This window comes from Sphaerisporangium sp. NPDC005288 (genome assembly GCF_040607475.1).
GTDB lineage: Bacteria > Actinomycetota > Actinomycetes > Streptosporangiales > Streptosporangiaceae > Sphaerisporangium > Sphaerisporangium rhizosphaerae.
Genome location: NZ_JBEXGT010000026.1, coordinates 79,328 through 106,147 on the forward strand (window position 1 = coordinate 79,328; position 26,820 = coordinate 106,147).

General features: G+C 72.9%; 20 protein-coding genes. 12 read left to right on the forward strand and 8 right to left on the reverse strand.

The window, feature by feature from the left end; all coding sequences use genetic code 11:
- Positions 1-56 precede the first annotated feature (56 nt).
- Together ABZU32_RS24095 and ABZU32_RS24100 are read right to left on the reverse strand one after the other, a co-directional pair.
- On the reverse strand, positions 57-893 hold the full coding sequence (locus ABZU32_RS24095) for an oxidoreductase (RefSeq protein ID WP_354925218.1): 837 nt from the start codon (positions 891-893) through the stop codon (positions 57-59).
- A gap of 438 nt (positions 894-1,331) precedes the next feature.
- On the reverse strand, positions 1,332-1,724 hold the full coding sequence (locus ABZU32_RS24100; RefSeq protein ID WP_354925220.1) for a helix-turn-helix domain-containing protein: 393 nt from the start codon (positions 1,722-1,724) through the stop codon (positions 1,332-1,334).
- 100 nt (positions 1,725-1,824) lie between these two features.
- Here ABZU32_RS24100 and ABZU32_RS24105 point away from each other — a divergent pair, with 100 nt between their 5' ends.
- Positions 1,825-2,499: an NAD(P)-binding domain-containing protein gene (locus tag ABZU32_RS24105; RefSeq protein ID WP_354925222.1), complete on the forward strand. Its 675-nt coding sequence runs from the start codon at positions 1,825-1,827 to the stop codon at positions 2,497-2,499.
- Positions 2,500-2,524: 25 nt separating this feature from the next.
- On the opposite strand, the gene ABZU32_RS24110 is transcribed toward ABZU32_RS24105, so the two are convergent.
- A complete protein-coding gene (locus ABZU32_RS24110) occupies positions 2,525-2,881 on the reverse strand; it encodes an STAS domain-containing protein (protein WP_354925224.1) in 357 nt (118 codons plus the stop codon).
- 423 nt (positions 2,882-3,304) lie between these two features.
- Between ABZU32_RS24110 and ABZU32_RS24115 the strand changes: the two genes are divergently transcribed.
- The 6 genes from ABZU32_RS24115 to ABZU32_RS24140 all read left to right on the forward strand — a co-directional run bounded on the left by ABZU32_RS24115 (position 3,305) and on the right by ABZU32_RS24140 (position 12,238).
- Positions 3,305-7,474 carry a SpoIIE family protein phosphatase gene (locus ABZU32_RS24115; RefSeq protein WP_354925226.1) on the forward strand — a complete coding sequence of 1,390 codons (4,170 nt, stop codon included), beginning with the start codon at positions 3,305-3,307 and terminating at the stop codon, positions 7,472-7,474.
- Positions 7,474-7,782 (forward strand): STAS domain-containing protein, encoded by a 309-nt coding sequence (locus ABZU32_RS24120; RefSeq protein ID WP_354925228.1) that lies wholly within the window; start codon positions 7,474-7,476, stop codon positions 7,780-7,782. The genes ABZU32_RS24115 and ABZU32_RS24120 overlap by 1 nt, the downstream gene beginning before the upstream one ends.
- A gap of 127 nt (positions 7,783-7,909) precedes the next feature.
- Positions 7,910-8,434 carry a SigE family RNA polymerase sigma factor gene (locus ABZU32_RS24125; protein ID WP_354925230.1) on the forward strand — a complete coding sequence of 175 codons (525 nt, stop codon included), beginning with the start codon at positions 7,910-7,912 and terminating at the stop codon, positions 8,432-8,434.
- Complete coding sequence (locus ABZU32_RS24130; RefSeq protein ID WP_354925232.1) at positions 8,431-9,636, forward strand: hypothetical protein; 1,206 nt, start codon at positions 8,431-8,433, stop codon at positions 9,634-9,636. Before ABZU32_RS24125 ends, ABZU32_RS24130 begins: the two co-directional genes overlap by 4 nt.
- A 419-nt stretch (positions 9,637-10,055) precedes the next feature.
- Positions 10,056-11,639, forward strand: a complete 1,584-nt coding sequence (locus ABZU32_RS24135) for a carboxylesterase family protein (protein WP_354925234.1) — start codon at positions 10,056-10,058, stop codon at positions 11,637-11,639.
- Between the two features lie 23 nt (positions 11,640-11,662).
- The gene (locus tag ABZU32_RS24140) at positions 11,663-12,238 is read left to right on the forward strand and encodes a hypothetical protein (RefSeq protein ID WP_354925236.1); all 576 of its coding nucleotides are present in this window, start codon (positions 11,663-11,665) and stop codon (positions 12,236-12,238) included.
- Between the two features lie 89 nt (positions 12,239-12,327).
- Here ABZU32_RS24140 and ABZU32_RS24145 read toward each other — a convergent pair whose 3' ends face one another.
- Both ABZU32_RS24145 and ABZU32_RS24150 read right to left on the reverse strand, forming a co-directional pair.
- Complete coding sequence (locus tag ABZU32_RS24145; RefSeq protein WP_354925238.1) at positions 12,328-12,603, reverse strand: hypothetical protein; 276 nt, start codon at positions 12,601-12,603, stop codon at positions 12,328-12,330.
- Between the two features lie 34 nt (positions 12,604-12,637).
- On the reverse strand, positions 12,638-13,306 hold the full coding sequence (locus tag ABZU32_RS24150) for a DNA alkylation repair protein (protein WP_354925275.1): 669 nt from the start codon (positions 13,304-13,306) through the stop codon (positions 12,638-12,640).
- A 143-nt stretch (positions 13,307-13,449) separates the two neighbouring features.
- On the opposite strand from ABZU32_RS24150, the gene ABZU32_RS24155 reads away from it, so the two are divergent.
- Positions 13,450-14,310, forward strand: coding sequence for a polysaccharide deacetylase (locus ABZU32_RS24155; RefSeq protein WP_354925240.1), 861 nt, complete (start codon positions 13,450-13,452; stop codon positions 14,308-14,310).
- 97 nt (positions 14,311-14,407) lie between these two features.
- Here the strand turns inward: ABZU32_RS24155 and ABZU32_RS24160 are convergent, their stop codons facing one another.
- On the reverse strand, positions 14,408-15,973 hold the full coding sequence (locus ABZU32_RS24160; RefSeq protein WP_354925241.1) for a PucR family transcriptional regulator ligand-binding domain-containing protein: 1,566 nt from the start codon (positions 15,971-15,973) through the stop codon (positions 14,408-14,410).
- 164 nt (positions 15,974-16,137) lie between these two features.
- On the opposite strand from ABZU32_RS24160, the gene ABZU32_RS24165 reads away from it, so the two are divergent.
- The 4 genes from ABZU32_RS24165 to ABZU32_RS24180 all read left to right on the forward strand — a co-directional run bounded on the left by ABZU32_RS24165 (position 16,138) and on the right by ABZU32_RS24180 (position 22,893).
- Positions 16,138-17,043: a DUF2877 domain-containing protein gene (locus tag ABZU32_RS24165; protein ID WP_354925243.1), complete on the forward strand. Its 906-nt coding sequence runs from the start codon at positions 16,138-16,140 to the stop codon at positions 17,041-17,043.
- Between the two features lie 274 nt (positions 17,044-17,317).
- Entirely contained in the window at positions 17,318-18,700 is a 1,383-nt protein-coding gene (locus ABZU32_RS24170) for an FdrA family protein (RefSeq protein WP_354925245.1), read from the forward strand.
- Positions 18,697-20,079, forward strand: a complete 1,383-nt coding sequence (locus tag ABZU32_RS24175; protein ID WP_354925247.1) for a DUF1116 domain-containing protein — start codon at positions 18,697-18,699, stop codon at positions 20,077-20,079. The genes ABZU32_RS24170 and ABZU32_RS24175 overlap by 4 nt, the downstream gene beginning before the upstream one ends.
- A gap of 174 nt (positions 20,080-20,253) precedes the next feature.
- On the forward strand, positions 20,254-22,893 hold the full coding sequence (locus ABZU32_RS24180) for a protein kinase (protein WP_354925249.1): 2,640 nt from the start codon (positions 20,254-20,256) through the stop codon (positions 22,891-22,893).
- 106 nt (positions 22,894-22,999) lie between these two features.
- Here the strand turns inward: ABZU32_RS24180 and ABZU32_RS24185 are convergent, their stop codons facing one another.
- Together ABZU32_RS24185 and ABZU32_RS24190 are read right to left on the reverse strand one after the other, a co-directional pair.
- Positions 23,000-24,751 (reverse strand): metallophosphoesterase, encoded by a 1,752-nt coding sequence (locus ABZU32_RS24185; protein WP_354925251.1) that lies wholly within the window; start codon positions 24,749-24,751, stop codon positions 23,000-23,002.
- 392 nt (positions 24,752-25,143) lie between these two features.
- Positions 25,144-26,739: an FAD-binding oxidoreductase gene (locus ABZU32_RS24190; RefSeq protein ID WP_354925277.1), complete on the reverse strand. Its 1,596-nt coding sequence runs from the start codon at positions 26,737-26,739 to the stop codon at positions 25,144-25,146.
- Positions 26,740-26,820: the final 81 nt, after the last annotated feature.

A 26,820-nucleotide genomic window follows, 5' to 3' on the forward strand; every position in this document is an offset into this window, starting at 1 on the left:
TTGCCAAAGGTGACGATCTCACCAGCAGTCCGCTTGCGCACCGCCCCCGCGGCGGCTCAGTGCACCGGGAAGTCGACCGACCTGCTCACGGCCGCCCATTTCTCGGCCTCGGCCGCGCGAGCGCTGGAGGCCTGCTCGGCGATCTCGACCGCGTCCGAGCCCAGCAGCAGACGCAGAGGCGGTTCCTCGGCGTCGGCGAGGCCGACGATGGCCCTGGCCACCCGCGCCGGGTCTCCCCCCTCGTTGCCGGCATAGGCGGCGAAGAAGCCGATCACCTCGCCGACCGTCTGCCGGTAGTTCTCCGTGGCCGGCGCCCCGCTGACGGAATCGGCGATCCAGTCGGTGCGCATCGCGCCGGGCTCGACGATCGTGACCTTGACCCCGAAGGGCCGCACCTCGAGGCTGAGACATTCGGAGAAGCCCGTGACGGCGAACTTCGCCGTCTGGTAGGCGCCTATGCCCGGTGAGACCGCGACACGGCCGCCGAGGGACGACACCTGGATGATGTGACCGGATCGCTGCGCGCGCAGCACCGGCAGAGCGGCCTTGGTGACGTTGACGGTGCCGAACAGATTGGTCTCGATCTGCGCGCGGAAGTCCTTCTCGGAGGTCTCCTCGATGGCCGACACGACGCCGTACCCGGCGTTGTTCACCACCACGTCCAGGCGGCCGAACTCCTCGACCGCGGTCCGGACGGCCGCACGGGCGGCCGCGGCGTCGGTGACGTCCAGCGCGACCGCGCGGACCCGGCCGCCGTACCGGGCCACGAGATCGTGGAGCACTTCGGGCCTGCGCGCCGTGGCCACGAGGCGATGACCGGCGGCCGGCACGGCCTCGGCGAGTTCGCGGCCGAGGCCGCGAGAGCTTCCCGTGGTCAACCAGACCTTCGACATGGGTGGTGGAGGCCTTCCGCTACAGAACTGGAGCACGACTCCATGAACGTCAGGGCAGATCTCGCCGAACCGTAGTCTGCACATGTAGAGCGACGCCGCAGGCGGACGCCGCCGACACAGCGTTCGCGGACGTCACCCAACGTAGGCAATTTCCCTGGACGAAGCCACCGTCGCCCGGCCACAAAAGCCTTACCAGCGGCGAATCCCCTGTTGCATGAGGTTCACCCGTTCACCACCGGATGAGACGGTGACGAGTTCGGACGATCGCACGCCTCGACCTTGCGTCAGGGGACGGTTGAGCGCGTCGACCGGGGCGGCCGGCGCCCCCGCGCCGGCTACAGCGGCCCCCGAGCTGGTCGCCACGCGAAGACGGCAAGCACGATGCCCAGGACGACGAATGCCGGTCAGAAGTCGGCCCTCTTGCGGTACCAGGACCGGTTATGGGGCGCCGCGGTCCGGGGTTTCGCGTGCGGCGGTCTCCTGGGCGTCGAGGAGGGCGTCGCCGTGGTCCAGGATCCAACGGCCGAGAGCCGTCATGGGGCCGTCCACGAGGCTGCGGCCGAGACCGGTGAGGCCGTACTCGACGCGGGGCGGGGCCTCGGCGTACGCCCGGCGAGCGACAAGGCCGTTGGCGAGCAGGCGGTGCAGCGCCTCGGTGAGAGCCTTGTCGCTGATGCCGCCGATCGACACGCGCAGCTCGCGCCGCCGCCGCGGGCCCGGGCGCAGCGCGGCCAGCACGACCGGGTCCCAGGTGTGGGCGAACAGGTCGGTGGCCGCGCGCATGCGGCAGTCGGCGACCAGCTCGTAGCAGTGGGCTTCGCGCTCGCTCATCTCGCCTCCCATCATCGCTCCCGCGATGCGCACCGATCGGTGCGCATCGCCTTCCCTAGCGTTGCCATCGACCGCACAACGGCGAAGACAGGGAGAGACGATGCGAATCGGCATCCTGGGCACGGGGAGCCTGGCCGAAGGGCTGGGCACGGGATGGGTGGAAGCGGGTCACGAGGTGGTGATCGGCGGGCGGTCGCCGGCCAAGGCCCGCAGGCTCGCCGACCGGCTCGGCCGGGGAGCGCGCGCGGTCACCCCGCGCGAGGCGGTGACCGGGTGCGACGCGGTGCTGCTCGCGGTGTCCTGGGACGGGGTGGAGGAGATGTTGCACAGCGTCAGGGCTCCAGATGGAAGCCTGGAGGGAGTTCCGCTGATCGATCCCACGAACGCCGTCGAGCACGGCGTCGGGGTGTTGCTCACCGGGAACGGCGAGTCGGCGGCGCGGCGGATCTCGGCGCTGGCGCCGGGCGCGCGGGTCGTCAAGGCCTTCCACCTGTTCCCCGCCGGCCAGTGGGCCGGGGCGCCTGATCAGGACGCCTCCCCGGTGACGGTCGCGATGTGCGGCGACGACCCGGCGGCCCTGCGCGTGGTCGGCGAGCTCGTGCGCCACGTCGGCGGGACGCCGGCCGTTCTCGGATCGCTGGAGCGGGCCCGCCAGCTCGAGGAGGCCGCCGGATTCGTCATCGGGCTGGCCTTCGCCGGTGTCGACCCGCGCTCCGCCGTCCCCCGGGTTCCCTCACCCGCCACCGCGGTGGACAGGGCCACGACCTCCCCGTGAGCCGGGTCGCCGATCGGCCGGTGGCTCACTGCAGGGCGGTCATGGCCTTGTCCGTGGTGTCGTGGCAGGAGAACAGCCGGTCCAGGCCCATGATGTGGAAGACGTGGGAGATGTCGGGATGCAGGCCGGCCAGGGCCACGGCGGCGCCGGCCTCCTGGGCGCGCTGGTGCGCGGCGACCAGCAGCGAGATGCCGGTGGAGTCGCAGAACGTCAGCGCCGACAGGTCGATGACCAGCCCGGCGGCGGGGACGAAGGTGAACTCGTCGAGGACCGCCCGCAGACGGGGGGCGGTGTGGTGATCCAGCTCACCGGCGACGGCCAGCACGTGAAGGCGCGCCGAATGCGGCTGGAGAGTGACGGTCAGGCCGTCGTCATGCTGCACCGAGGCTCCTGGAGGAGGGACGGCCGTCGAGCGGACGGGAAGGGGCAGGGCGGGCATCGCGGCGTCGTCCGACACGTCGTGGGGGCGCGGCCGCGTCAGTGAGCGATTCGTCGAAGATGCTGACGTCATGCTCCTTCCCTCGGCCTCGCCGCCCGGAGCGGACGCAGGGCTCCGGAGCGATTTGCCATATCCTACGTAACCGTTGAACCGTTGCATGACCTGCCACGTCGGGCGGCGGAGCGTTCGATCCGCCCGGGCGGAGGCGGGCACGGGGATGAGCGGCGGGGGGACGGGGGACGGCCCTCGGGACTCGCCGATCGACGCGCCCGCCTTTTCCCGGCGCCGACGAGGCGAACGGCGTGTGACGTGCTCGAATCGGGGTAGCCGGGCTCGGCGTTTGACGGGGTTGACGGGAGGGTGGCGATGATGCGCCGTGACGACGCTGAGCGCGGGCCGGTGAGAGCGGCCGGCGCCGACATTTTCACCATCGACGACGAGATCGGCCTTGATCTGATCAGGGTGGACTGGCGGGAGACCCCGCTTGGGCGGCCCGACCAGTGGCCGCAGAGCCTGCAGACCGCGGTGAGCATCTTGCTGTCGTCCCGCTTCCCCATGTGGATGGCGTGGGGGCCTCGGCTGACGTTCTTCTGCAACGCCGCCTACCGCCGCGACACTCTGGGCCGCAAGTATCCCTGGGCGCTGGGGCGGCCCGCGGAGGAGGTGTGGGCAGAGATCTGGGAAGACATCGGCCCCCGCATCGACACCGTGCTGGCCACGGGGAAGGCGACCTGGGACGAGGCACTGCTGCTGTTCCTCGAACGGGCCGGCTACCCGGAGGAGACTTACCACACCTTCTCCTACAGTCCCCTCCGGGACGACGACGGCGCGGTGGTCGGCATGCTGTGCGTCGTCAGCGAGGACACCGATCGCGTCATCGGCGAGCGGCGCATGGCGACGCTGCGCGATCTCGGCTCCGATCCCAGCGTCGTCCGCACCGAGCGGCAGATGCTGGCCTTCGCCTGCGGCCAGCTCGGCCGCAACCCGTACGACCTGCCCTTCACGTTGACCTACCTGTTCGACGAGGACGGCCGGGCGCGGCTCGCGGGGACGACCGGGATCTCCGCCGGGCATCCCGCCGCCCCCGCGACCCTCCCCCTCGATGATCCGGCCGGGGTGTGGCCGGCGGCGGCGCTGGCCCAGGGCGAGCCGGTGCTCATGCCTCTCGACCGCGCGCCGTTCACCGGCCTGCCGGCCGGGGGCTGGCCCGAGCCGCCCACGCAGGCGCTGGTGGTGCCGCTGCTCCAGCAGGGCGGCACGCCGTACGGGTTCCTGGTGGCCGCGCTCAACCGGTACCGGCCGCTGGACGACGGTTACCGCGGGTTCGTCGAACTGACCGCGGGGCACGTCGCGGCGGGCATCGCCAGCGCCCGCAGCTACCAGGCCCAGCAGCGGCGGGCGGAGGAACTGGCCGAGCTCGACCGCGCGAAGACCGTCTTCTTCTCCAACATCAGCCACGAGTTCCGCACCCCTCTCACTCTGATCATGGGGCCGGTGCAGGAACTGCGCACCACGCTGGCCGACGCCGACCAGCAGGTGCGCGACGACCTGGAGGTCGTGCACCGCAACGGCCTGCGGCTGGGCAAGCTCGTCAACACCCTGCTCGACTTCTCCCGCATCGAGGCCGGCCGCATGCAGGCCCGGTACGAGCCGGTGGATCTGGCCGCCGTGACCGCCGAGCTGGCCAGCGTCTTCCGCTCCGCGATCGACAAGGCCGGCCTGGTCTTCAAGGTGGACTGCCCGCCGCTGGCCGAGCCGGTCTACCTCGACCTCGGCATGTGGGAGAAGGTGGTGCTCAACCTGCTGAGCAACGCGCTGAAGTTCACCTTCGACGGCTCGATCGGCGTCACGGTGCGCGCGCAGGACGCCCACGCGGTGGTCACGGTCACCGACACGGGCATCGGCGTCCCGGCCGACGAGGTGCCGCGGCTGTTCGAGCGGTTCCACCGCATCGAGAGCGCCCGGTCGCGTTCCAACGAGGGCAGCGGCATCGGGCTGGCCCTGGTCCAGGAACTGGTCGGCCTGCACGGCGGCACCATCGCCGCCGACAGCGCCGAGGGCGAGGGCACCCGCTTCACCATCCGCCTGCCCTTCGGTCCCGCCCACCTGCCGGCCGGCAGCCTGGTCCCGGCCGGGGCGGCGGAGGCGGTCTCGGTCACCGCCGGACCGTTCGTCGAGGAGGCCCTGCGCTGGCTGCCCGGAGACGGCGCGGCCGCCGACGGGACGGCCGCCGACGGCTCCGCCGGCGCCCACCCCTCGGCGCCGGATGACGGCGCCCGCACGCGGGTGCTGATCGCCGACGACAACGCCGACATGCGCGAGTACCTTTCCCGCCTCCTCAGGGGCGCCGGTTACCTCGTCGAGACCGTCGGGGACGGGATGGAGGCCCTGGACGCCGTCCGCGCGGACGCCCACGACCTGGTGGTCAGCGACGTGATGATGCCGCGCCTGGACGGCCTGGCCCTGGTCGCGGCGCTGCGGTCCGACCCGCGCACCGCCGGCGTGCCGGTGCTGCTGCTGTCGGCCCGCGCCGGCCAGGAGGCCTCCATCGAGGGACTGGAGGCGGGCGCGGACGACTACCTGGTCAAACCTTTCTCGGCCGCCGAGCTGCTGGCCCGGGTGCGGGCGAACGTCGAACTGGCCCGGATGCGCACCCGCCACGCCCGGTGGCGCAGCGCCATGATCGACTCCCTGCAGGAGGCGTTCTTCGTCACCGACGAGGACGGCACGGTGATCGAGATCAACTCGGCGTTCACCGACATCCTCGGCTACGGCCCCGAGGGCCTGCCCTACACCCCCATGCACCCCTGGTGGCCGGACGAGAAGGACGACCCGCAGGCCCACGCCATGGTCGCCGAGGCGTTCGCCGGGCTGGTCGGCGAGGGCAAGGGCAGCTACGTGATCCCCCTCACCCACCGTGACGGGCACCGGCTCTGGATCGCGGCCACCTTCAACGACGTCGCCGACCCCGACACCGGCCGGCGCCGCGTCGTGGGCACCGTGCACGACGTCACCGCCGAGCACTACCTGGTGCAGCGCGAGAGCGCCCTGGCCGCGCTCAGCATGCGCCTGTCCCAGGCGGACACCCTGTCCGACGCCCTGAGCGGGGCCCTTTCCGCGCTGCGGGAGGTCTGGCAGGCCCGCCGCGTCGTGGCCGCCGTCTGGAACGGTGACAGCCCGCCACCCGTCGTCGCCGCGCCCTCGGAGGGCGGCTGGCACGACCTGCCGGAGAAGGTGCGCGAGAACCTGGAAGGGCTGCGCGACCAGCCGCCGCTGCGCCCGGTCGCCTCGGAGGCGGGCGGAGCCGGCGTCACCCTCGAGCACCCCGAAGGGCTGCTGGCCATCTGGGTCGATCTCGGCCAGAACCGGCCCTTCACCGACGAGGACCAGACGTTGCTGGCATTGCTGGCCGGCCACCTCGGTCAGGGCCTGCACCGGGTCCAGCAGCTCGACCAGCAGCGCGAAGCGGCCGTGGCCCTCCAGCGCGCCATCCTCGGCCCGTCCCAGCTCCCCGACGGCTTCGCCGTGCGCTACGAACCGGCGGGCCGGCCGCTGGAGGTCGGCGGCGACTGGTACGACATAGTGCCGCTGGCCGAGGAGCGCATCGGCATCGTGGTCGGCGACTGCGTGGGCCGGGGGTTGAAGGCCGCGGCCGTCATGGGGCAGTTGCGCAGCGCCTGCCGCGCCCTGCTGCTGCAGGACGCCGGTCCCGCCCAGGCGCTGACCGCCCTCGACCGGTTCGCCGCCCTGGTCCCCGGCGCCAAGTGCACCACCGTGTTCTGCGGCGTCCTGGACACCGCCACCGGTGACCTGGTCTACTCCAGCGCCGGCCATCCCCCCGGCATCGTCGCCCACGCCGACGGGACCACCCTGCTCCTGGAGGAGGGCCGCTCCGTCCCGCTGGCCGTACGGCCGGGGCTCGCCCGGCCCGAGGCCAGGTGCACCATGCCGGCCCGGTCGACCCTGCTGCTGTACACCGACGGCCTGGTCGAGCGCCGCCGGCGTCCGCTGACCGCCGGCATCGGCGAGGCCGGCGGAGCCCTCCAGGCGGGCCGCTCCACCCCGCTCGAGGACCTGGCCGAGGACGTCATGTCCCTGCTCGCGCCGGACGGCGGCTACACCGACGACGTCGCCCTGCTGCTGTACCGCCAGCCCGCCCCCCTGGAGGTGGCCTTCCCCGCCGAGTCCAGCCAGCTCGCCCCCGTGCGCAACGCGCTACGCGACTGGCTGACCCGCTGCCAGCTCGCGCCCTCGATGATCCAGAACGTGCTGGTCGCGGCCGGGGAGGCCTGCGCCAACGCGATCGAGCACGGGCACCGCCACGCCCCCGGCCACATGATCCGCCTGCGGGCGGTCGCCACCGTCAGCGGCCTGCGGCTGACCATCGCCGACACCGGTCGCTGGAAGACCCCGCAGCCCGAGGCCAACGCCCATCGCGGCCGTGGCGTCGCGCTCATGCGCGCCCTGATGAACGAGGTCTCCATCCATCCCGGCGCCGCCGGGACCACCGTCGACATGCATGCGAGGATTCCCTGATGGCCACCCCCCTGACACTGGTCGCCTCAGAGCGGTCCGACGGCACCCCGGTCCTCGCCGTCACCGGGGAGATCGACATGAGCAACGCCGGCGACCTGGACGAGGCGCTGACCCGCTCGGCCTCCGACGGCCCGCTGCTCGTCGACCTCAGCCAGGTGGACTACCTCGACAGCGCCGGCCTGACCGTCCTGTTCACCCACGCCTCCAACATCCGCCTGGTCGCCAACCCCCTCATCACCCCCGTCCTCACCATCTCCGGCCTCACCGAACTCACCACCCTCGAAGGGAACCCGTCAGACCCCGCCTGACACCCCACCGCAGCCGGCCCTTCCGGCAGCCGCCCGCGGAAGGCCACGGCCGCTCCGCCCTCCGGTGCAACAGTTCGCCGCCGAGTCGCATCTGGGAGGTGACGGACACGACGAAGGGCGAACGCAGGTGGAAGCAGATCCGCGGTTCGCGGGATTCGTCGCCGAGCGTGGTGAGGCGCTGTTGCGCTATGGCTACGTGCTGGCCGGAAACCACCACGACGCGGCCGACCTGGTGCAGGAGGCGCTGCTCAGGTTGCGCGCCTCCTGGCCGAGGTTGAGGGCCAAGGACAATCCCGAGAGTTACGTGCGCACGACCATGGCCAGGTTGCACACGGCCACCTGGCGACTGCGGCGGCGCGAGCTGCTCGCCTGGGACCTGCCGGAGCAGGGCCACCACGACGTGCTGCCCGACGGCGACGAGCAGGCGATGTGGCAGGCGTTGGCGGGGCTGCCGCGCAGGCAGCGGGCGGTGCTGGTGCTCCGGCACTACGAAGGGCTGAGCGACGCCGAGATCGCGAAGACCCTGGGGATCTCCCGGGGGACCGTACGCAGCCAGGCCTCGCGAGGGCTCGACAAGCTGCGCTCGGCCATACCGACGGGCGGTCCCGGCATTCCTGAAAGCAGCAGGCGGGAGTACGAGGAGCGCCGATGAACCACCACGTCGAGGACACATTGCGCAGGACCTTGGAGAGCGCCGCGGAGAAGGCGCCCGAGTTGCCGGGCACGCTGGCGGGAGAGTTGGACATCCGCTACCGGCGGCGCAGGCAGCGCTCCCAGGCATTGCTCGCGGCGGCGGGCGTGGTCGTGGTGACCGTGGGGGTCGCCGTGGGCCTGCGTCCGGGCGACGACGGGACGACACCGCCCGCCGTCCACTCCTCCTCCACCCCCTCCGCCTCGGCCATCACCGCCGAACCGGTGGAGAAGGTATGGCCACAGGCCGTGTGGAAGGTACCCGCCAAGGCGCCGGACGGCCGGGAGCTGCGGCCGGTCGGGTTGATCGACGACCGGACGCTGCTGATGGAGGGATGGCGCGAGTTCGGCAGGACCGAGGCTCTGTACGCGTACACCAAGGCGGGTGGCGAGCCGCGGAAGATCGTGGACGTGCCCACGCCGAAGGGGACGAGGCGGTACGCCTCCGACTTCAGCCTGGACGGCGGGCAGGTGGCCTGGTGGACGGCGACGAAGCACGCCGTGCGCATCTGGGCCGCGCCGCCGGACGACGGCCCGGCGCGGACGGTGGCCGTCCACAAGATCAAGGACGCCGACGCCTCCGGCGTGGACGGCTTCGGCGCGACCGGCGGCAACGCCGTGTTCTCCCTGTCGACCGGCGGGGTGTTCATCGTTCCGCTGACCGGGGGGCCGGTGACGGCGGTCCCGCGCGGTGCCGGACTGCACCTGCTGTCCTGGCCATGGGCGGGAACACCGGACAGGAGCGACCCGATGGCCGGGCCGCCGTTCACCCGGCTGGTCAACCTGGAGACCGGGCAGACCAGCACGGCCGTCTCCCACAAGGGCGAGCGGGTGTACGCCTGCGGCGTGCGGTCCTGCATGGGCACCACCGCCGACGGCAAGGGCTTCACCAGGGGCCGCGACGGCTCGCGCCAGAAGGAGATCCCGGTCGGTTACCTCATCCCGGAACCACCGGTACAGAGCCGCTTCTACGTCCGCAATCTGGCCGACAACGGCGGCGGACTCGGCCTCTACGACGTCACCAGAGGCAAGCTCGCCGACACGGGCATCCGCGATGAGGTGGCCACCCGCGGCGAGATCCCCGTCCCCGACCGCACCGGCCGCCTGATGACCTACCGCCTTGGAAACACCTACTACGTAATAGACCTTTCCAAGATCCCCTGACCACCCACCCTCCCGGGAAGGAGCGCGGAGCGCTGTACACGGAGCCGGGTTCGCCGACCACGCATCCGCGCCCGACGACCCCCGGCCCCACCGACGCGGAAGATCTTGTTCAAGGACGGGCGGGATCCCCAGCGGCACGGCGAACGGCGCCCGGTCCCTCCCCCGGCCCACTACGGGCCTCCCCATCGGCGCCGACGCGGCGGGACGGTGGGACGGCGAAGCCGGCGTCGTCGTACGGCGCGGGTGTGGTGTCGGATTGCTCGCCTGGTCTGGTTGTTTCGAGTGGCGCCGGGTCGGTGGGACGTCCGGCGAATCCGGCGCCGCCGTACGGCGAGGGTCGGGTACTACGACCGGGGGTGTAGTCGGAGCGACATCCGCGAGGGGACGCGAGGCCCGGCGGAGACCGAAACGCTGGGGTCATGCGAATGAGGTCGGCGTTCCCGCTGTGTACCGTCGTCATCGCCCTCCTGCAGGGCGGCCCGGCGCAGGCGCAAGCGGCGCGAGATATCCAGCGGCCCACCGTGCACACCGCCCAGGGCACCCTGCGCGGGGCCGTCGGCTCCGACGTGCGGACCTTCTCCGGCATCCCGTACGCCGCGCCGCCGACCGGTACGCGGCGGTGGCGTCCGCCGGGTCCCGCGCCGGTGTGGACAGGAGTGCGCGACGCCACGAAGCCCGGCAGCCCCTGCCCTCAGCTGAACGGCGAGGCTCCCGGCGAGCCGCCCAAGTTGGTCGGCGGCGAGGACTGCCTCTTCCTCAACGTGACCACGCCCGCCACTCGCCCCTCCAGGTCGCTTCCCGTCATGGTCTGGTTCCACGGCGGCGGGTTCGTCCAGGGCGCGGGCAGTGCATACGACGCGACCCGGCTGACCGGCCAGGGGAAGGTCATCACGGTGACCCTCAACTACCGGCTGGGGGCCCTGGGCCATCTCGCCCACCGGGACCTGCGGGATCCCTATGCGGGCAACTACGCGCTCGCCGACCAGCAGGCCGCGCTGCGCTGGGTGAGACGCAACATCGGCGCCTTCGGCGGCGACCCCGCCAACGTCACGATCTTCGGCGAGTCGGCCGGCGGTTTCAGCGTGTGCGCCCATCTCGCGGCCCGCGGATCGCGCGGTCTGTTCCACAAGGCGATCGTGCAGAGCGGCCCATGCGGCAACGACTTCGTCACCCTCCCGCGGGCCCAGGCGCGCGCCCAGAGACTCGCCGCCGACCTCGGCTGTACGACCGACGTTCTCGCCTGCCTGCGAGCCAAGCCCGCGGCGGATCTGGCGCCCATCGGCTCCGACGAGATCTTCACCGCGACCGCCCGCATCGGCGACATGCCGTGGATCTTCACCGCGGGCACGTCCGCGCTCCCGCTGCAACCGCTGGACGCGCTGCGCCGGGGACGCGCCGCGCAGGTCCCTCTTATCCAGGGGGGCACCCGTGACGAGATGCGCCCCTTCGTCGCGGTGCAGTTCGACGCGCAGGGCCGGCCCGTGACGGCGCAGCAGTACCCGCAGATAACCGCCGACCTCTTCGGCGAGGACGCGAAGGCCGTACTCGATCGCTATCCGCTCACCCGTTTCCGCACGCCCAGCCTGGCACTGGCCACCGTCCTCGGCGACTGGGGTCGCAAGCTCGGCGCCTGCTCCCAGCTTCCGGCGGCCGACGCGGCGGCCCGCCGCACGCCCGTCTACGAGTTCGAGTTCGCCGAAGACTCGTCACAGGAGATCCTCGGTTTCCCGCTCGGCGCCTCGCACGGCAGCGACGTGCCCTACCTCCTGGACGGACCGGCCGGCGCGAATCCCACAAACCCGGCGAAGCAGGAGCTGTCCCGCGACATGATCGCCTACTGGACGCGCTTCGCCGCGACCGGCGACCCCAACCGACCCGGGCTACCGCGTTGGCCCGCCTATCACTCCGGCGGGACCGCGCTCTCGCTCGCTTCCGGCCCGAACGGCATCCGGCCGGTGGACCTTGCCGCAGCCCATGACTGCGCCTTCTGGAACGGCCGCTGAACCACCGAAGAAGGAGATTCCCCGTGGACCCGGGACGTGTCGCCCACGACAAGAAGCGGCCACCGCACGTGCGCCTCATGGTCGCCGGAGGTAAGCCCCGCACCCTGCGGGCGGCGCTGCGGACCCCGCCGTGGCGCAAAGCCCTGCGGGCGATACATGTGATCACGTCGGTGGGGTTGCTCGGCGCCGACGCCGCCGCCCTCACCCTCGCCATCGCCGGGTGGTGGGGGGCCGCTCCGATGACGATCTATCCGGCCGCGCACCTGATCGGCTCGGCGGTCATCCTGCCGCTGGCGTTGCTCTCTCTCGTTCTCGGCCTCGCCCTGGGGCTGCTCACCCCGTGGGGAGTCCTGCGGCACTGGTGGGTGCTCGGCAAGCTGGTCCTCAACACCGCCGGCACCGTGCTGGCCGTGTTCGTCCTCGTGCCCACCCTGGACGCCGCCGCCGCGAGGGCACTCGCCGGGCATGCTCCCGCCGACACGTTCGGCCTCGTCGAGAACTCCGGCGGCGCGACCTGCGTGCTGGTCGTGATCACCCTGCTCAGCGTGTACAAACCGTTCGGCCGCACCCCTTGGTCGCGCCCCCGCCCCGGCCGCTGACCCGGGGCACGTCCGTCGACGGCACGGACCCCGGTCACGGTCGGCGGTGGCGCCACCGCCGGCCTTTCCTGTCGTCGTCCGGCGGGCGATCAGGACTTGAAGGCAGGACCCCACGCATGCCAGTTGTCGATCTCGATCCAGGCGCTGACCCGCGGTCGTTCGCGGTTCGGATACGGCTCACCCGTGTAATGACGGGAGAGACGGTCGATGTCCTCCAGGTTCGGATCATCCTCCAGCGACACCACCCGCCCCTGCAGGCTGATGTGGTTGTACCAACTGTCGGAATTCAACACGGTCAGCGAGACGCGCGGGTCAACACGCAGGTAGTCCAGGCGCTTGCGCTGGGCATCCATGTTGACCAGCACCCTCCGCCACCGCCACCGCCACCGCCACCGCCACTCAAGCGTGCTGTCGGCGCACCATCTCGGTGATCCAGATGGGCGCGAACGGAGACGTGCAGCCCGGAGGGGTCGGATAGTCCTTGAGCACCTCCAGGCGCTCACCGATGTCGATCGCACGGGCGCGGTGCTCGGCGTGCTCGATCCCGATCTGAGCCAGGCAGTGGTTCATCTCCCACTGCAGGCGATACGGGGCGTCTTTCATCTCCGCCTCGATGATGTCGAGTAGCCCTACGAGGTCGAGGTCCACGGGCTTCCTCGTCACGCGTTCGGCGGTCAGCGCCCAGCCGGCACTCGCGACCACCGCGTCCGGATCGGCGAACCACGCCAGGCGCAGCTCCTCGGAGTGCGGGTTCTTCTTCACCACATAGTTCACGAGCCAGTCGCGCACCTTGGGCGCGTGCGCCTCGCGCACCATGACGTCCAACTCGTCACGCCCGAACGCCTTCGGGCGGCAGATCAGGATCGCGAGCAGTCTCGCCGCGGTGTCATCGGTCTCCCAGAGCCGGCACGCGAGTTCCTGCTGCACCTTCAGCCGCTTCGCGAGCGCGCGCAGCTTGCCGAGGTTCACTCCGTGATCGTCACCGCGTCTCTCGTTCACCTCGCGTATCTTCGGGTCCTCGAGCTCGGCCAACTCGGCCAACACCTCGGCCACCCTCGTCTCACTCAGCGTCGTGTCGGCCACCGCGGCTCCTGTCCATCACCGGCGAGTTCACCCTACGCAGGAAGTCTGCCTGCTGTTAGTGCATACCGGTTCACCGGCGACCGCCCCGCCTGGGTGACCGGCTCGCGGAGGGGTGAGAAAGTGACGGCATGTCTGACGGGGCGGAATCCACGGTGTGTCTCACGTTCGACTTCGATGCGATCTCCTCATGGTTGGCGCGTGGGCAGGCGTCGCCTGGGCCGGTCTCGCGCGGGGAGTTCGGGGCGCACGCAGTGCCCCGCATCCTCAAGATGCTGCGCGAACGCGCGATCACCGCCACGTTCTTCATACCGGGGCACACCGTCGAGACCTATCCCGAGCAGTGCGCCGCGATCGCCGAGGCGGGGCACGAGATCGGTCTGCACGGCTACCTCCACGAACCGGTCTCGAAGCTGGACCCGGAGACGGAGCTCGCGACGGTGCGCCGGGCCCGTGACGCGATCCGCGAGGTGACCGGCTATGAGGCCGTGGGGAACCGCACTCCGAGCTGGGACTTCACCACCTCGACCGTCGACGTGCTGCTGGAGGTGGGCTGCGAGTACGACTCCAGCCTCATGGCGGCCGATCACACCCCGTACTACGCGCGGCGCGGGGACGTGGCCGCCACCGACGGCCCCTACCGGTTCGGCCCGCCCACCTCGCTGGTCGAACTGCCGGTGGCGTGGTCCCTGGACGACTACCCCTACTTCGAGTTCCGGTCGACCGACAGCGGGATTCTTCCCGGGTTGCGCAGGCCGGACGACGTCTTCGCGAACTTCCTCGACGACATCGACTACATGCTGCGCGAGGAGCCCGGCGGGGTGTGCGTGCTCACCTTCCACCCACAGGTGATCGGCCGTGGCCATCGCATGCTGGGTTTGGAACGCCTGCTGGACGCCTGCCTTGAGCGGCCGCTGGCGTTCCGCACGTGCCTGGAGACGGCCCGCGCGTTCAGGTCGGCGACGGGAGGAGAGCCGGAAGAGGCCACGTGAGGGCCGGAACAGGGCGGCTCGTGATCTCCCGCTGGACGGGACATCGTCTGCCGCCGTGCGACGGTCCACCTCGCTTTCCGCCCAGGTCGCGAAGCGGTCAGATGCCGCGCATGCGGAGGACGTGGAGGGCGAGGGTGAGGTTGAGGCGAAGATGGGCGTCTTCGGTGAAGTTGCCCAGCATGCGTTCGAGTTTGCCGATGCGGTAGCGCAGGGTGTTGTAGTGGAAGTGCAGGCGGCGGGCGGTCTCGGCGACGTTCAGGTTGGTCTCCAGGAGCACCTGCAGCGTGCGGCGCAGGTCGGCGTTCTCGGCGTCGTCGTCGGAGGCGAGCGGGCCGAGGGTCTCCTTGACGAAGGCGTGCAGCTCGGCGGTGTCGTTGACCAGTGAGAGCAGCCGGTAGACGCCGAGCTGGTCGAAGTGGGCGACCGCGCCCGGCCCGTGGAGCTGGCGGCCGACGCGCGCCGCTTTGAGCGCCTGGCCGTAGGCGTCGGGCAGCGAGTCGGCGCCCTGGGCGACCCTGCTCATGCCGGTGGCGAAGGTCGCGGGCCGGCAGTCGGCGAAGGACGCCACGGCGTCCTTCGCCAGGCGCGCCATATCAACGCCCGAGCCGACGACGGCGACGACCTCGTGAGAGAAACCGGCCACGGCCCCGTTCGCGTCGTGGCGGCGCAGCGCGGTGACCCAGGCGGCGAGCAGCCGGTCGGGCGGGATGTCCCACTCGGGGTCGATCTCGGCGACGAGCACGCCGACGGGCCGTTCGAGTTCCCATCCGAACGCCCGGGCGCGGGCGGCGATGCGCGGCCCGCCGCGGCCGGTGAGGACGTCGCGCAGGAAGTCGGCCCGGTACTTGCTCTCGACGGCGGTGACGGCCTCCTGCCGGGTGACGACCAGGGCGGCGACCGTGGCCGCGCGCTCGAGGATGCCGATGTCGCCGTCGCGCAGGACCCCGGTGGGGCTGTGGGCGACGATGCGCCCGTGGTGGTGGCCGCCCGCGACGACGGGGACGACGGTGTGGTCGCCGCCGGACACCGCGGGCGCGGCGCGCAGCGCGGCCTCGTCCCCCGCCGCCGACAGGATGTGCCCAGAGGGATCGACCACGGCCACGGCCACGTCGAGCAGCCCGGCGACCTCGGCGACGACCTCGCTCAGCCCGCCGCCGGCGAGCACGATCTGCACCAGGGCCTTGTGCGCCTCCTCGGTGCGGGCGAGCAGCGCGGCCTGGCGGTTGAGGATGTCGGTGAGGACCTGGTTGAGGATGTCGTCGAAGCCGACGTCGTTGGGCAGCAGGATGAGCGGGAAGCCGAGCCGGTCGGCCTGCTCGACCATCTCGGCGGGCAGTTCGTCGACGTACCGGCCGAGCTTGATGCCGAGCGCCGCCAGGCCGCGCTCGTCGAGGTCGGCCACGAGCCTGCCGAGCGACTGGGGGGTGTTGCGCAGCGGGTATCCGGTGGTGAGCAGCAGCTCATGGGGTTTGACCCAGGCAAGGATGTCGGGGACCTCCATGACGTTGAGCCGCTGGACGATGCGGTCCAGGCCCTTCTCGCCGCCGATCAGGCGGGCTCCGGCCAGGGTGGAGACGCCGAGCACCTCTCCCACGGAGATGCCGTGAATGATGGTGCCCGTGGAGGCCGAACGCATCGCCGGGGGTGATGGGTCAGCAGTCATGGTCATGCTCCAGGGTGAAACGCCTTTTCAGTGATTCTGACGGAACACTTCTCCTGTCAACAAGAGCCAACTACAGGCAGAAGTGTTGTCAGCTTTCTCCGTACGTCGGGCTTCGGGACCGTTCTACGTTCTCCCCAGACTCGCGGGGAGGCCGAGTAGTGACAGTGGGGACACGCACATCGATCCGACACCGCCCGCCGGGGCCGTCCACGATGTTCGGGGCGGCGAGCACGGCGTTGCGCCCTGCGCTGGAGTCGCCGCGGCGGCCGGCCAGGGTGCTGGCGGCCTTCCCGCTCGGCCTCTACCTGGAGATCCGCACCGACATCGAGCCGCTGGTGGTGGCCGTCGTCGCCGGCGACGCCACCCGGCTGCCGAACGCCGTGGTGGTGGGCGACCCCTTACCCGCGGTCTCCGGCGGCGACGAGGCCGCCGTGGGCGACGGCTGCGTCGAGATCGGCCGCGTCACCGTGCACGTGCGCCGCTGGTGGGATCCGGCTCCCGCGCTCGGGCCCGTGGGCCTGGACCGGGTGGCGGCGGCGCTGCCCGCGTTCGGCGAGGTGTGCCGGGCCGCGCGCAGGCAGCCCGGCCTCGATCCGGAGGGCGCGGGTGCCCTGCTGGCCGAAGGCTGCGCCTCGGGCTCGCTGCTGAGCGCCATCACGGCCGCCGAGCGCCTGATGGGACTCGGCCCCGGCCTGACGCCCAGCGGCGACGACATGCTCGCGGGCATGCTGGTCGCGCTGCGGCGCCTCGGCGGGGCGGCGGGCGTGGAGCGGGCGGTGTGGCTGGCCGACTGGCTGGCGGCGACCGTGGCCTTCGACGCGCGCACGCGCACCACGCCGATCTCGGCGACCCTGCTGCACTGCGCCGCGCAGGGCCAGGCGTGCGCGGAGGCGCTCGCCGTGCTGCGCGCGGTGGCGGGCCACCAGTCGCTGGAGCCGGCGGTGCGCGGGCTGCTGCGGCTCGGCCACACCTCCGGGGCCGATCTGGCCTGGGGGCTGCGGGCCGGCATGGCGGCGGTGCTGCGCCTCGGCGGCGCGGCTCCGTACGCGGACGATTCACCACAGCGATAGACGAGCACCGGCCGGCGGCGGGCACGGCCCCGAGCGCCGGAACCGGCAGCCGGTCGGTCGGCGGTCGGTCGGCGGTCGGTCGGTCGGCGATCGTTCAGTCGGCGGTCGTTCAGTCGGCCGGCGGTCGGCCGGCGGCGTCATCGGCGCGGGGTATGGACGACCGGACGACCACGTGCCACAGAGCCTGTCAGAAACCGTGTGAGAAAACGCCTGAGATGCGGTGAGCGAGCATTGAGAGTAGAGCGGACGTCATGCGAGGGGCGGTGAGCGACCGTTGACGACGAGCACCGATCGGGTCGAGGTGCGCGCCGGGCTCTATCACGACTCGGTGAGCCTGATGCGTGTCAGCCAGGCGCTGAGCTCGCGCCCGGGCGTCACCGTCGCCGTGGTGGCCATGGCCACCGGCCTGAACGTCGAACTGGCAAGGGACGCCGGCTTCGCGGTCCCCGCGGCCGGTCCCACCGACCTGCTGGTGGCCGTCCGCGCCGAGAGCGCGGACGCGCTGGAGGACGCCGCCGAGGAGCTCGACCGGCAGTTCGCCGCGCTCGCCAGGGGCGGGCGGGCGGCGGACGCGCCCGGTGAGAGCCCGCCACGCACCACACGCGCCGCGGCCCGGGCGTGGGACGCCTCGCTCGTGCTGGTGTCGGTCCCCGGCGAGCACGCCTTCGCCGAGGCCATGGACGCCGTCGAGGCCGGCCTGTCGGTCATGATCTTCAGCGACAACGTGCCCGTGGAGCAGGAGGTCCTGCTCAAACGCCGGGCGCGGGAGCGCGGCGTGCTGGTCATGGGCCCCGACTGCGGCACCGCCGTCGTCGGCGGCGCCGGGCTCGGCTTCGCCAACGTGCTGCGTCCCGGGCCGGTCGGCGTGGTGGCCGCGTCCGGCACCGGCGCCCAGCAGGTGACGTGCCTGCTCGACCACGCGGGCACGGGCGTGAGCCACGTCCTGGGGGTCGGCGGCAGAGACCTGTCCTCGGCGGTCGCCGGGGCCTCCACCCTGGCGGCGCTGTCCGCCCTGGACGCCGACCCTGCCACCGAGCTCATCGTGCTGATCTCCAAGCCCCCGGCCCCCGAGGTGGCCGAGGTCGTGCGCCGGGCCGTCGACGGGCTGTCCACCCCGGTCGTCACCGCCCTGCTCGGCCCCGGCCAGGACCATCTGACCGCCGCCACCGAGAAGGCCCTGCGCGCCCTCGGCGTGCCGGTCCCCGAATGGCCCTGCTGGACCACGCCGCAGCAGGCCCGCGACGCCGGGCTGTGCGGGCTGTACTCCGGCGGCACCCTGTGCGCCGAGGCGGGCATCATCGCGGGCGACGGGGCGTTCACCGACTTCGGCGACGACGAGTACACCCTGGGCCGCCCGCACCCGATGATCGACCCCACGGTGCGGCTGGAGGCGCTCGAACGGGCCTCCGGCGTCGTGCTGCTCGACGTGGTCCTCGGCCACGCCGCCGACCCCGACCCCTCGGCCCGGCTGGCCCCCGCGATCGCCCGGGCGGCCGGGCGGGGCGCGGCCGTGGTCGTGGCCCTGGTCGGCACCGGCTCCGACCCGCAGGGGCTGCACCGGCAGGCCGGCGCCCTGGTCGAGGCCGGGGCGTCGGTCTTCACCTCCAACGCGGCGGCCGCCCGGCACGCCGTGAGCCTGGCCAGGAGGGCACTGTGAGGCTGTCCATGCTCGACGGCGAGCCCCGGGTGATCACCGTGGGCGCCGCGGTGCTGGCCGAGTCGCTCGACCAGCAGGCCGTCCCGCGTCTCGGCGTCGACTGGCGGCCCCCGCTGCCGGGCACGTCGCAGGCCCTGGCGAAGGTCCTGGCCGACCCCCGCCGCGAGCGGGCGAACGAGGTCGCCGTCGGCCGGCTGCTGTCGGCCCGGCCCCGGCTGGTCGGGGTGCGCCCGGCCCGCGAGGTGCTCGACCTGCCGCCCCGCACGTTCCTGCACGCCGGGCCGCCCATCGAGTGGGAGCGCGCCTCGGGGCCGATGCGCGGCGCGCTCATCGGGGCCGCCGTCTTCGAGGGCCTGGCCGCGGACGCCGAGGAGGCCGAGCGCCTGCTGGTCTCGGGCGGCGTCCGGCTCGACCCCTGTCACCACCACCGCACCGTGGGCCCGATGGCGGGCGTGGTGAGCCCGTCGATGTGGATGTTCGAGGTCGTCGACGAGGAGCACGGCGGCACCGCCTACTGCTCGCTGAACGAGGGCCTGGGCAAGGTGCTGCGCTACGGCGCCTACGGGCCCGAGGTGGTCGAGCGGCTGCGCTGGATGGGCGAGGTCCTCGGCCCGGTGCTCGCGGCGGCCCTGGCGCTCACCGGCCCGGTCGACCTGCGCTCGCTCATCGCCCAGGCGCTGCAGATGGGCGACGAACTGCACAACCGCAACCGCGCCGCCACCTCCCTGTTCGCCCGCGAGCTCGCGCCGTCGGTCGTGGACGCCTCACCCGCGCACGCCGCCTCGGTGCTGCGCTTCATCAACGGCAACGACCACTTCTTCCTCAACGCCGGCATGGCCGCCGGCAAGGTCAGCGCGGACGCGGCGCGCGGCGTCCCGGGGTCGTCGCTGGTGGTGGCCATGGCGCGCAACGGCACCGATTTCGGCATCCAGGTGTCCGGGCTGGGCGACCGGTGGTTCACCGGCCCCGCGGGGGTGCCGGACGGCCTCTACCTGGGCGCCTACGGGCCCGATGACGCCAACCCCGACATCGGCGACTCCACGATCACCGAGACCTCGGGCCTCGGCGGGTTCGCGATGGCCGCCGCTCCGGCGATCGTCCGCTTCGTCGGCGGGGACGTGTCGGACGCCGTCGCGGCGACCCGCTCGATGTACGAGATCACGCTGGCCGAGCATCCCGCCTACCAGATTCCCGGGCTCGGCTTCCGGGGCACGCCCACGGGCATCGACGTGGCTCTGGTGGCCCGCACCGGGCGGCTTCCGGTGGTCAACACCGGCATCGCGGGCCGGGTGGCGGGGACGGGGCAGGTCGGAGCGGGTCTGGTCACTCCGCCGGCCGAGGCGTTCACCAAGGCGCTGGCGGCCCTTGTTGAAGTTTAAAGGAAGACCGAATTCCCATTGACCCTTCTTTGACCCTAATATCAGTGGCCAGTCTCACAGTCCAGATGATGCCGATGATCTTTACATGATCCATAACTGGGGATATGACGCGGACGAGCGTGAATTGGGGACCGCGGTATGACGACCGATGGCGCGGTCGGGAGGGCGCCCTCCATGGCCGAGGGTAAGAGCCCCCTGGGGGATGCCGGCGTCGCGCCGGAGGGGCAGGGGCGACTGGTGGGCCGGCGATACCGCCTGCTCTCGCCGGTCGGCCGCGGCGGCATGGGCATGGTGTGGCATGCCCATGACGTGCTGCTCGACCGCGACGTCGCGGTGAAGGAGCTGATCCTGCCCTTCGGGCTGGACAGCGCGGGCAAGCAGGTCGCCCACCGGCGCATGCTGCGCGAGGCGCGCTCGGCCGCCCGGCTGAGCCATCCCGGCATCGTCACCGTCCACGACGTCGTCGAGGAGGACGGCCGTCCCTGGATCGTCATGGAGCTGGTGCGCGCCTGGTCGCTGGAGCAGGCCGTGCGCCAGAGCGGGCCGCTGCCGGTCGTCCAGGCCGCCGAGATCGGCATCCGCGTGCTCGACGCGCTGCGCCACGCGCACGCCGCCGGCATCCTGCACCGTGACGTCAAGCCGGGCAACGTGCTGCTGACCGCCGACCGCGTCGTGCTGACCGACTTCGGCATCGCCGCCATCGAGGGCGACGTCACGATCACGCAGACCGGCCTGCTCATGGGCTCGCCCGCCTACATCCCGCCGGAGCGGCTTCAGGGCCGCCCGATCACCCACGCGGCCGACCTGTGGTCGTTCGGCGCCACGCTGTACGCCGCCGTGGAGGGCCGCCCGCCGTACGAGGGGCCCGACGCGGTGGCGGTGCTCGGCGCCGTGCTGACCCAGGAGCCCAACCGCCCGCAGCGCGCCGGCGCGCTGCTGCCGGTCATCGAGGGGTTGCTGCGCAAGAACCCCGCCGACCGCATGCCCGCCGCGCAGGCCGCCGACCTGCTCGAAAGGGTGCTGCGCACCCACGGCTCCGGGCTGCCGCTGCGGGGCGGCGAGCGGCCGAGCGCCGTCCTGCCGGCGCAGAACGAGACCACGCCGGTGCACATGTTGCCCCCGCTGGACACCCCCTCCGGGCCGATGCCCTCGCGCATCATCGAGACTCCGTCAGGCCCGGTGCGCGTGCCCGTCGACCGCAACGCCGCGGCCCAGGCGGGCGACCGTCCCGACCTGATCCAGCCCGGCGGCACCGGCCCGCACAGCGCGCCCTCTCCCGCCCGGCCCGGGTACGACGCGTTCGCGAGCCCGTCGGGCGGGCGGCCCAACCCCTACGACGCCCTGCGCAGCCCCTCCGGCGCGCACCCGTTCGATCCGGGCAGGGACGCGACCGGCCCCCGGCCCAACCCGTACGACGCGCTGCGCAGCCCTTCGGGCCCGCAGCCCGACCCTTATGACGCCCTGAGAAGCGGCTCGGGCGCGCAGCCCGCGGGCCCGTACGACGCCTTGAGAAGCGGCTCCGGGTCGCAACCGGCGGGGCCCTACGACGCGCTGAGAAGCGGTTCCGGGCCACAGCCCGCCGGCCCGTACGACGCGCTCAGGAGCGGCTCCGGGTCGCAACCGGCGGGGTCCTACGACGCACTCGGGAGTGGCTCGGGGGCGCAGCCCGCCGATCGGTACGACGTCCTGCGCGGCGCCTCGGGGCCGCAGCCGGCCGACCCCTACGACGCGCTCAGGAGCCCGTCGGGCGCGCAGCCCGGCGGCTCGTACGACGCGCTGCGCAGCCCGTCCGGCCCCCAGACGGGGGCGCGTCCCGGCGGCCCCAGGCCCGACCCCTACGACGCGCTGAGAGGGCCTTCGGGGCCGCAGACGGGCGACGGGTACGACGCGCTGCGTCCCCCCGATCACCCGTCGGGGCCCTACGCCGCGCTGAGCGAGCTGTCCGGAGCCGACCCGGGCAAGGAGTCCCTGGTCGCGGGGACGCCGGGGTCGCGGGTCTGGCCGCCCAGCGCCTCGCCGAACCTCGCCGCCGAGCTGGCCAAGGACCTCGCCGGCGGCGACCCGTTCCCTGGTCCCGGCGGCAGGCCCTCGGACGAGCGGCCGGAGGGCGGCTCGTACGGGCGCGGTCGCCGGAGCAGGCCCGAGAACGACCAGGACGACGACGCCCGCGAGGGCCGCTCCCCCGTGCTGCTCGTGCTCGCGGGCATCGGGGTCATCGGCGTGGTGGCGGCGCTGCTGTTCGTGCTGTGGCCCGCCGGGTCCCCCTCCGATGACAACGTCGCGGCCCCGCTGGTGACCTCGGGCGGCGACACCGCCGCGGCCTCGCCGGCGCCGGTCGAGAGCGCCGACACCCTCGACGCCCCGGCGATCCCCGACGGGTACCGCACGCAGACCGCCGCCGGGGTGTCGGTGTCGATCCCCAAGGATTGGACGACGTCCGCCTCCGACGCGGCGGTGACCTACACCGGGCCGAAGAACACCGGGCGGCGCATCCAGATCAAGCGGGTCGCCCCGACCGGCGACGACGGCCTGGACCTGCTCACCAAGGCCAAGGACGAGGCCACGCTCACCGACTACGCCCAGACCCGGCTGGAGTCCTCCGCGCTCGGCGACGGCAAGTGGCAGGGCAGCGTCTGGGAGTACACCTACACGGCGCTCACCAACGTCACCACGCACGCGGTGACGCGGTACGTGGCGCTGGACGACAAGTCGGCCTACGAGGTGACCTTCACTGCCCCGGACGCCGAGTGGGACGAACCGGACAACAGGCAGGCCATGTCCGTCCTGTGGAGCAGCTTCAAGCCGGCCGGCTGACCCCGGACTCCCGGGCTCCCGGCGGCACGACCCGGGAGCCCACCAACGGCGGCCCCACGTCAAGCACCGCCCGCACGACCCGGGACCCTGCCGACGGTGCGGACGGTCAGGCGCCGCCGGCCGGCGGGAGCGGAGTGAGCGGGATGGTGATCTCGTCCTCCAGCGGCGGCTGGATCTCCTGGGGACGGCAGCCGGTCGCCGCGAAGCAGCGGATCTTCAGCACGCCGGCCTCGACGGACACGTGCAGGAAGCTCTTGAAGAACGGCGGGGTGTCCCAGTCGGACAGCTCGGAGAACCACCGGTGGAAGGTGCGTCCCACCGGCAGGCGGAACGGCATCGAACGGCCGCCGAGCAGCCTGGCGGCCCACTTCATCCGCGCCGTGATGGGCGGCACGGGTTCGGCCGCACCCACGCCACCGCCCGCCCCGCCGGCCCCGCCGGCCGTGCTCGCGGCGTCCGCCGCGCGCCCCGCCGTGCCGCCGTCAGCCGCCATAGCAGGGCCGCCGGTCATGCCCGCGCCGCTCGCCGTGCTCCCGTCCACGACCGTGCTCGCGCCGGTCGCCGAGGTGCCGGAGGCCGGGGGGACGGGGTCGCCGGCCGTGCCGTCGCCGGTGCCGACCGGGCGCGGGGGCAGGTTGCCGATCTGGTCGGACATCAGCACCAAGCCCTCGTCGGGCGTGAGGTACAGCCAGCGCATGCCGTACCGCTCGCTGTAGAGCTTGCTGTAGAACGACAGCGAATCACCGCGCAGCGGGTAGCACTTGAAGTCGTCCTCGTGCACACCGCCGACGTCGACGCGCGGGATGGTGTGGGTGGCGTGCATGAACGCCCCTCCGCCGCCGGCCACGATGTACTGGATGACACGGTCGCCGACGCGCACCGGGTACCGCTGGTAGTTGTGGGTGTCCCCGCCGATCGCGGCCACGTAGTTGAAGGCCGGGTCGCGGACGATCTCGTCCACCGTGCCGCCGCCCTCGATCGGGCAGGGGTGGTGGTCGTTGCGGTCGTAGATCGGCTTGCCGGTGATCAGCACCTTGGGGCGGGGGTCGGCGGAGACCCGTCTCAGCCAGGCGCCCTGGTCGCGGTCGATGGTGCCGCGGATGCCGGTGTCGATGCCCACCAGCAGCAGGCCCGGCAGGTCGATCACCCAGTACGGCCCGGGCTGCGTCGCCCGCTGGCCGGGCAGGGAGCGACGGCGGCGCGCTTCGGCCAGACGCGGCTCGTCGATGGCCTGCGGCCGCTTCCACAGCAGTCCGCGCAGGCCGGAGGGGGAGAAGGAGAACCCGCGGCGCTCGGCCTGGAGCGCCGGGGCGTCGCAGAACACCCGCATGAACCCGCCCAGCCCGTCGTACCAGTCGTGGTTGCCGGGAATCGCGTAGATGGGGCCGGGATAGTCCTTGTACGCGCGGAAGAACTTGTCGTCGTACTCGTTGCCCGATCCGGTGGGGTAGATCACGTCGCTGGCGATGACGGCGAACGACGTGCCCGCGCCGACGTTGAGCATGCCGGGGACGACGGCGTACTGCGAGGCGTCGCCCTCGCCGGTGTCGCCGAGCAGCAGGAAGCTGTAGTCGGGCCCGGGGTCGATCGCGATGCGGCGGTCAGGGTCGGCGCCCTGGCCGGCGCGGGAGGCCATCCACCGTCGGCGCACCTCGTTGGACGGGTCGCCGAACAGCTGGGCCAGGACCTCGTTGCGCGAGCGGATCAGCGTCGCGATCTTGAGCCAGGAGAACGACCTGGTGTCGGGACGCAACTCCTGGAACGTGCCGACCTCCTGGCAGGACCATCCGGCGCCCTGTTCGGAGACCCGGGACGACGCCCGCCTGCCGCGCTCGGCCGCCCGATCGACATCCACCATGTCCCCCATCTTTCCGGATCATGCTGGACGGCGCGGCGGAATCGCCAACCGGAATGGACCGGGACACAACGGGCCGCCGCAGAACGAGAGGCGCCCACGACCGGACCCGATCCGCCCCCCGGCGAACCGGACGCCGGGCGCCCCCGGACCGCGGCGACCCGGGCCGAGCACGACGCGGGGCCGAGCACGACGCGGGACCCAGCGGTCCCCGGAACCGGACGGGACGCCGGGATCGTGCAGGAATCGGGATCGGGCAGGACCCCGTACCGCACGGAACCCGGGGACCGGCCGGGACCCGCGAACCGAGCGGCATCCCCGGACCGAGCGGGACACAGGAACCGAGCGGCTTTCCCCGGACCGCGACCCGGGACCCGGGAGGAGGGGTGGCGGGGTCAGGGGATGAGGATGCCGGGGTTGAGGATGCCGGCCGGGTCCAGGCGTTGCTTGACGGCGCGCAGGATCTCCACCCCGAGCTCGCCGATCTCCTCCGCGTAGGCGGCGCGGTGGTCGGTGCCGACCCCGTGGTGGTGGGAGATGGTGCCGCCGGCCAGCACGATGGCCTCGTTGACCGCCCGCTTGGCGGTGGCCCACTGCCCCACCGGGTCGTCGCTCTGCGCGGCGACCACGGTGAAGTACAGCGAGGCGCCGGTCGCGTACACGTGGGACAGGTGGCACATCACCAGCGGGGCGGCGGCCTCGCCGGCGGGGTCGGCCGGGCCGAGGGCCACGCTGAGCACCAGCCGCACGGCGTCGTACAGCCGCGGGATGCCCGACCAGAAGCACGCCGTCTCCAGCGTCTCCACCGTCGCACCGGCCGACAGCAGGGCGTCGCGCAGGTACGGGGCGGCGAAACGGCCGTGCGCCCACGCCTCGCCCGGCTCGGGGCCGAGGTAGACGCCGCCCATCGACGACAGCGTGCCGGCGGTGCGCTCGCGGCGGTGGGCGACGTCGTCGTCCTCCCCCTCGTACCCCAGGATGGCCAGGCAGCCGGCGTCGGCCTGGACCCCGCCGATCTCGCCGGGCTTGGCCAGGCCCACCATGGTCTCGGTCTCGTCCGACAGGCGCAGCACGGTCGGCGTCGGCCCGTCCTGCGCCAGGCGCCGCAGCGCCGCCGTGCCGGCCTTGAACGAGGCGAACCGCCAGCCTTCGTACACCTTCGCGACCGGCGCCCGCCGCACCCGCAGCCGCAGCGAGGTGATGACCCCGAAGGCGCCCTCGGAGCCGAGGACGAGCTGGCGCAGGTCGGGCCCGGCGGCCGACTTCGGGGCGCGGCCGAACTCCAGCGTGCCGCGCGGGGTGGCGACGGTCACGCCGACCACCATGTCGTCGAACCGGCCGTACCCGGCGGAGGCCTGGCCGCTGGACCTGGCCGCCGCGAAGCCGCCGAGGGTGGCGTACTCGTAGGACTGCGGGAAGTGCCCGAGGGTGAGCCCGTGACCGGCCAGGAGCTGCTCGGCCTGCGGGGCGCGCAGGCCCGGCTCCAGCTCGGCGATCATGGACTCGGTGTCCACCGACACCAGGCGGTCGAGCCGGGCGAGGTCCAGGGCCACCACGCCGGCGAAGCCCCGGCGGTCGGCGGCGAGCCCGCCGACGACCGAGGTTCCCCCGCCGAACGGCACCACGGCGACCTGGTGGCGCTCGCAGACGCGCAGCACCTCCAGCACCTCCTCGTGCGAGCCGGGCAGCAATACGGCGTCCGGGGCCTGCGACCCGTCGCCGGCGCGCATGCGCAGCAGGTCGGGGGTGGACTTGCCCCGGGTGTGGCGGATGCGCGTGTCGTCGTCGAAGCGCACGTGGTCGGCGCCGACGGCCTTGCGCAGGTCGGCCAGCACCAGCGGCGACAGGGCCACCGGCCCCAGCCTGACCTCGCCGAAGCTCGCCGGGGGCGCGGCGGGCTCGCGGACGCCGAGCAGCTCGCGCAGGAGCTTGCGGACGGACTGCGGCAGCTCGGCGGCCTTGGCGGGGTCGCCCCAGCCGGACCAGAGCATCGGTTCGGCTGCGGTCTTGGGAGTTTCCACGCCCTACACTGTGACACGCCCGGCCGTGGCATCCCGGCGGGCGCCCCTCTC

Excerpts from the sequence above, each read along its gene's own strand:
- ABZU32_RS24120 (WP_354925228.1), top strand. The coding sequence starts at position 7,474 with ATGGCCACCCCCCTGACACTGGTCGCCTCAGAGCGGTCCGACGGCACC.
- ABZU32_RS24185 (WP_354925251.1), bottom strand. The coding sequence starts at position 24,751 with ATGGTGGATGTCGATCGGGCGGCCGAGCGCGGCAGGCGGGCGTCGTCC.
- ABZU32_RS24100 (WP_354925220.1), bottom strand. The coding sequence starts at position 1,724 with ATGAGCGAGCGCGAAGCCCACTGCTACGAGCTGGTCGCCGACTGCCGC.
- ABZU32_RS24160 (WP_354925241.1), bottom strand. The coding sequence starts at position 15,973 with ATGACTGCTGACCCATCACCCCCGGCGATGCGTTCGGCCTCCACGGGC.
- ABZU32_RS24135 (WP_354925234.1), top strand. The coding sequence starts at position 10,056 with ATGCGAATGAGGTCGGCGTTCCCGCTGTGTACCGTCGTCATCGCCCTC.
- ABZU32_RS24190 (WP_354925277.1), bottom strand. The coding sequence starts at position 26,739 with ATGCTCTGGTCCGGCTGGGGCGACCCCGCCAAGGCCGCCGAGCTGCCG.
- ABZU32_RS24115 (WP_354925226.1), top strand. The coding sequence starts at position 3,305 with ATGATGCGCCGTGACGACGCTGAGCGCGGGCCGGTGAGAGCGGCCGGC.
- ABZU32_RS24180 (WP_354925249.1), top strand. The coding sequence starts at position 20,254 with ATGGCCGAGGGTAAGAGCCCCCTGGGGGATGCCGGCGTCGCGCCGGAG.
- ABZU32_RS24095 (WP_354925218.1), bottom strand. The coding sequence starts at position 893 with ATGTCGAAGGTCTGGTTGACCACGGGAAGCTCTCGCGGCCTCGGCCGC.
- ABZU32_RS24130 (WP_354925232.1), top strand. The coding sequence starts at position 8,431 with ATGAACCACCACGTCGAGGACACATTGCGCAGGACCTTGGAGAGCGCC.
- ABZU32_RS24105 (WP_354925222.1), top strand. The coding sequence starts at position 1,825 with ATGCGAATCGGCATCCTGGGCACGGGGAGCCTGGCCGAAGGGCTGGGC.
- ABZU32_RS24155 (WP_354925240.1), top strand. The coding sequence starts at position 13,450 with ATGTCTGACGGGGCGGAATCCACGGTGTGTCTCACGTTCGACTTCGAT.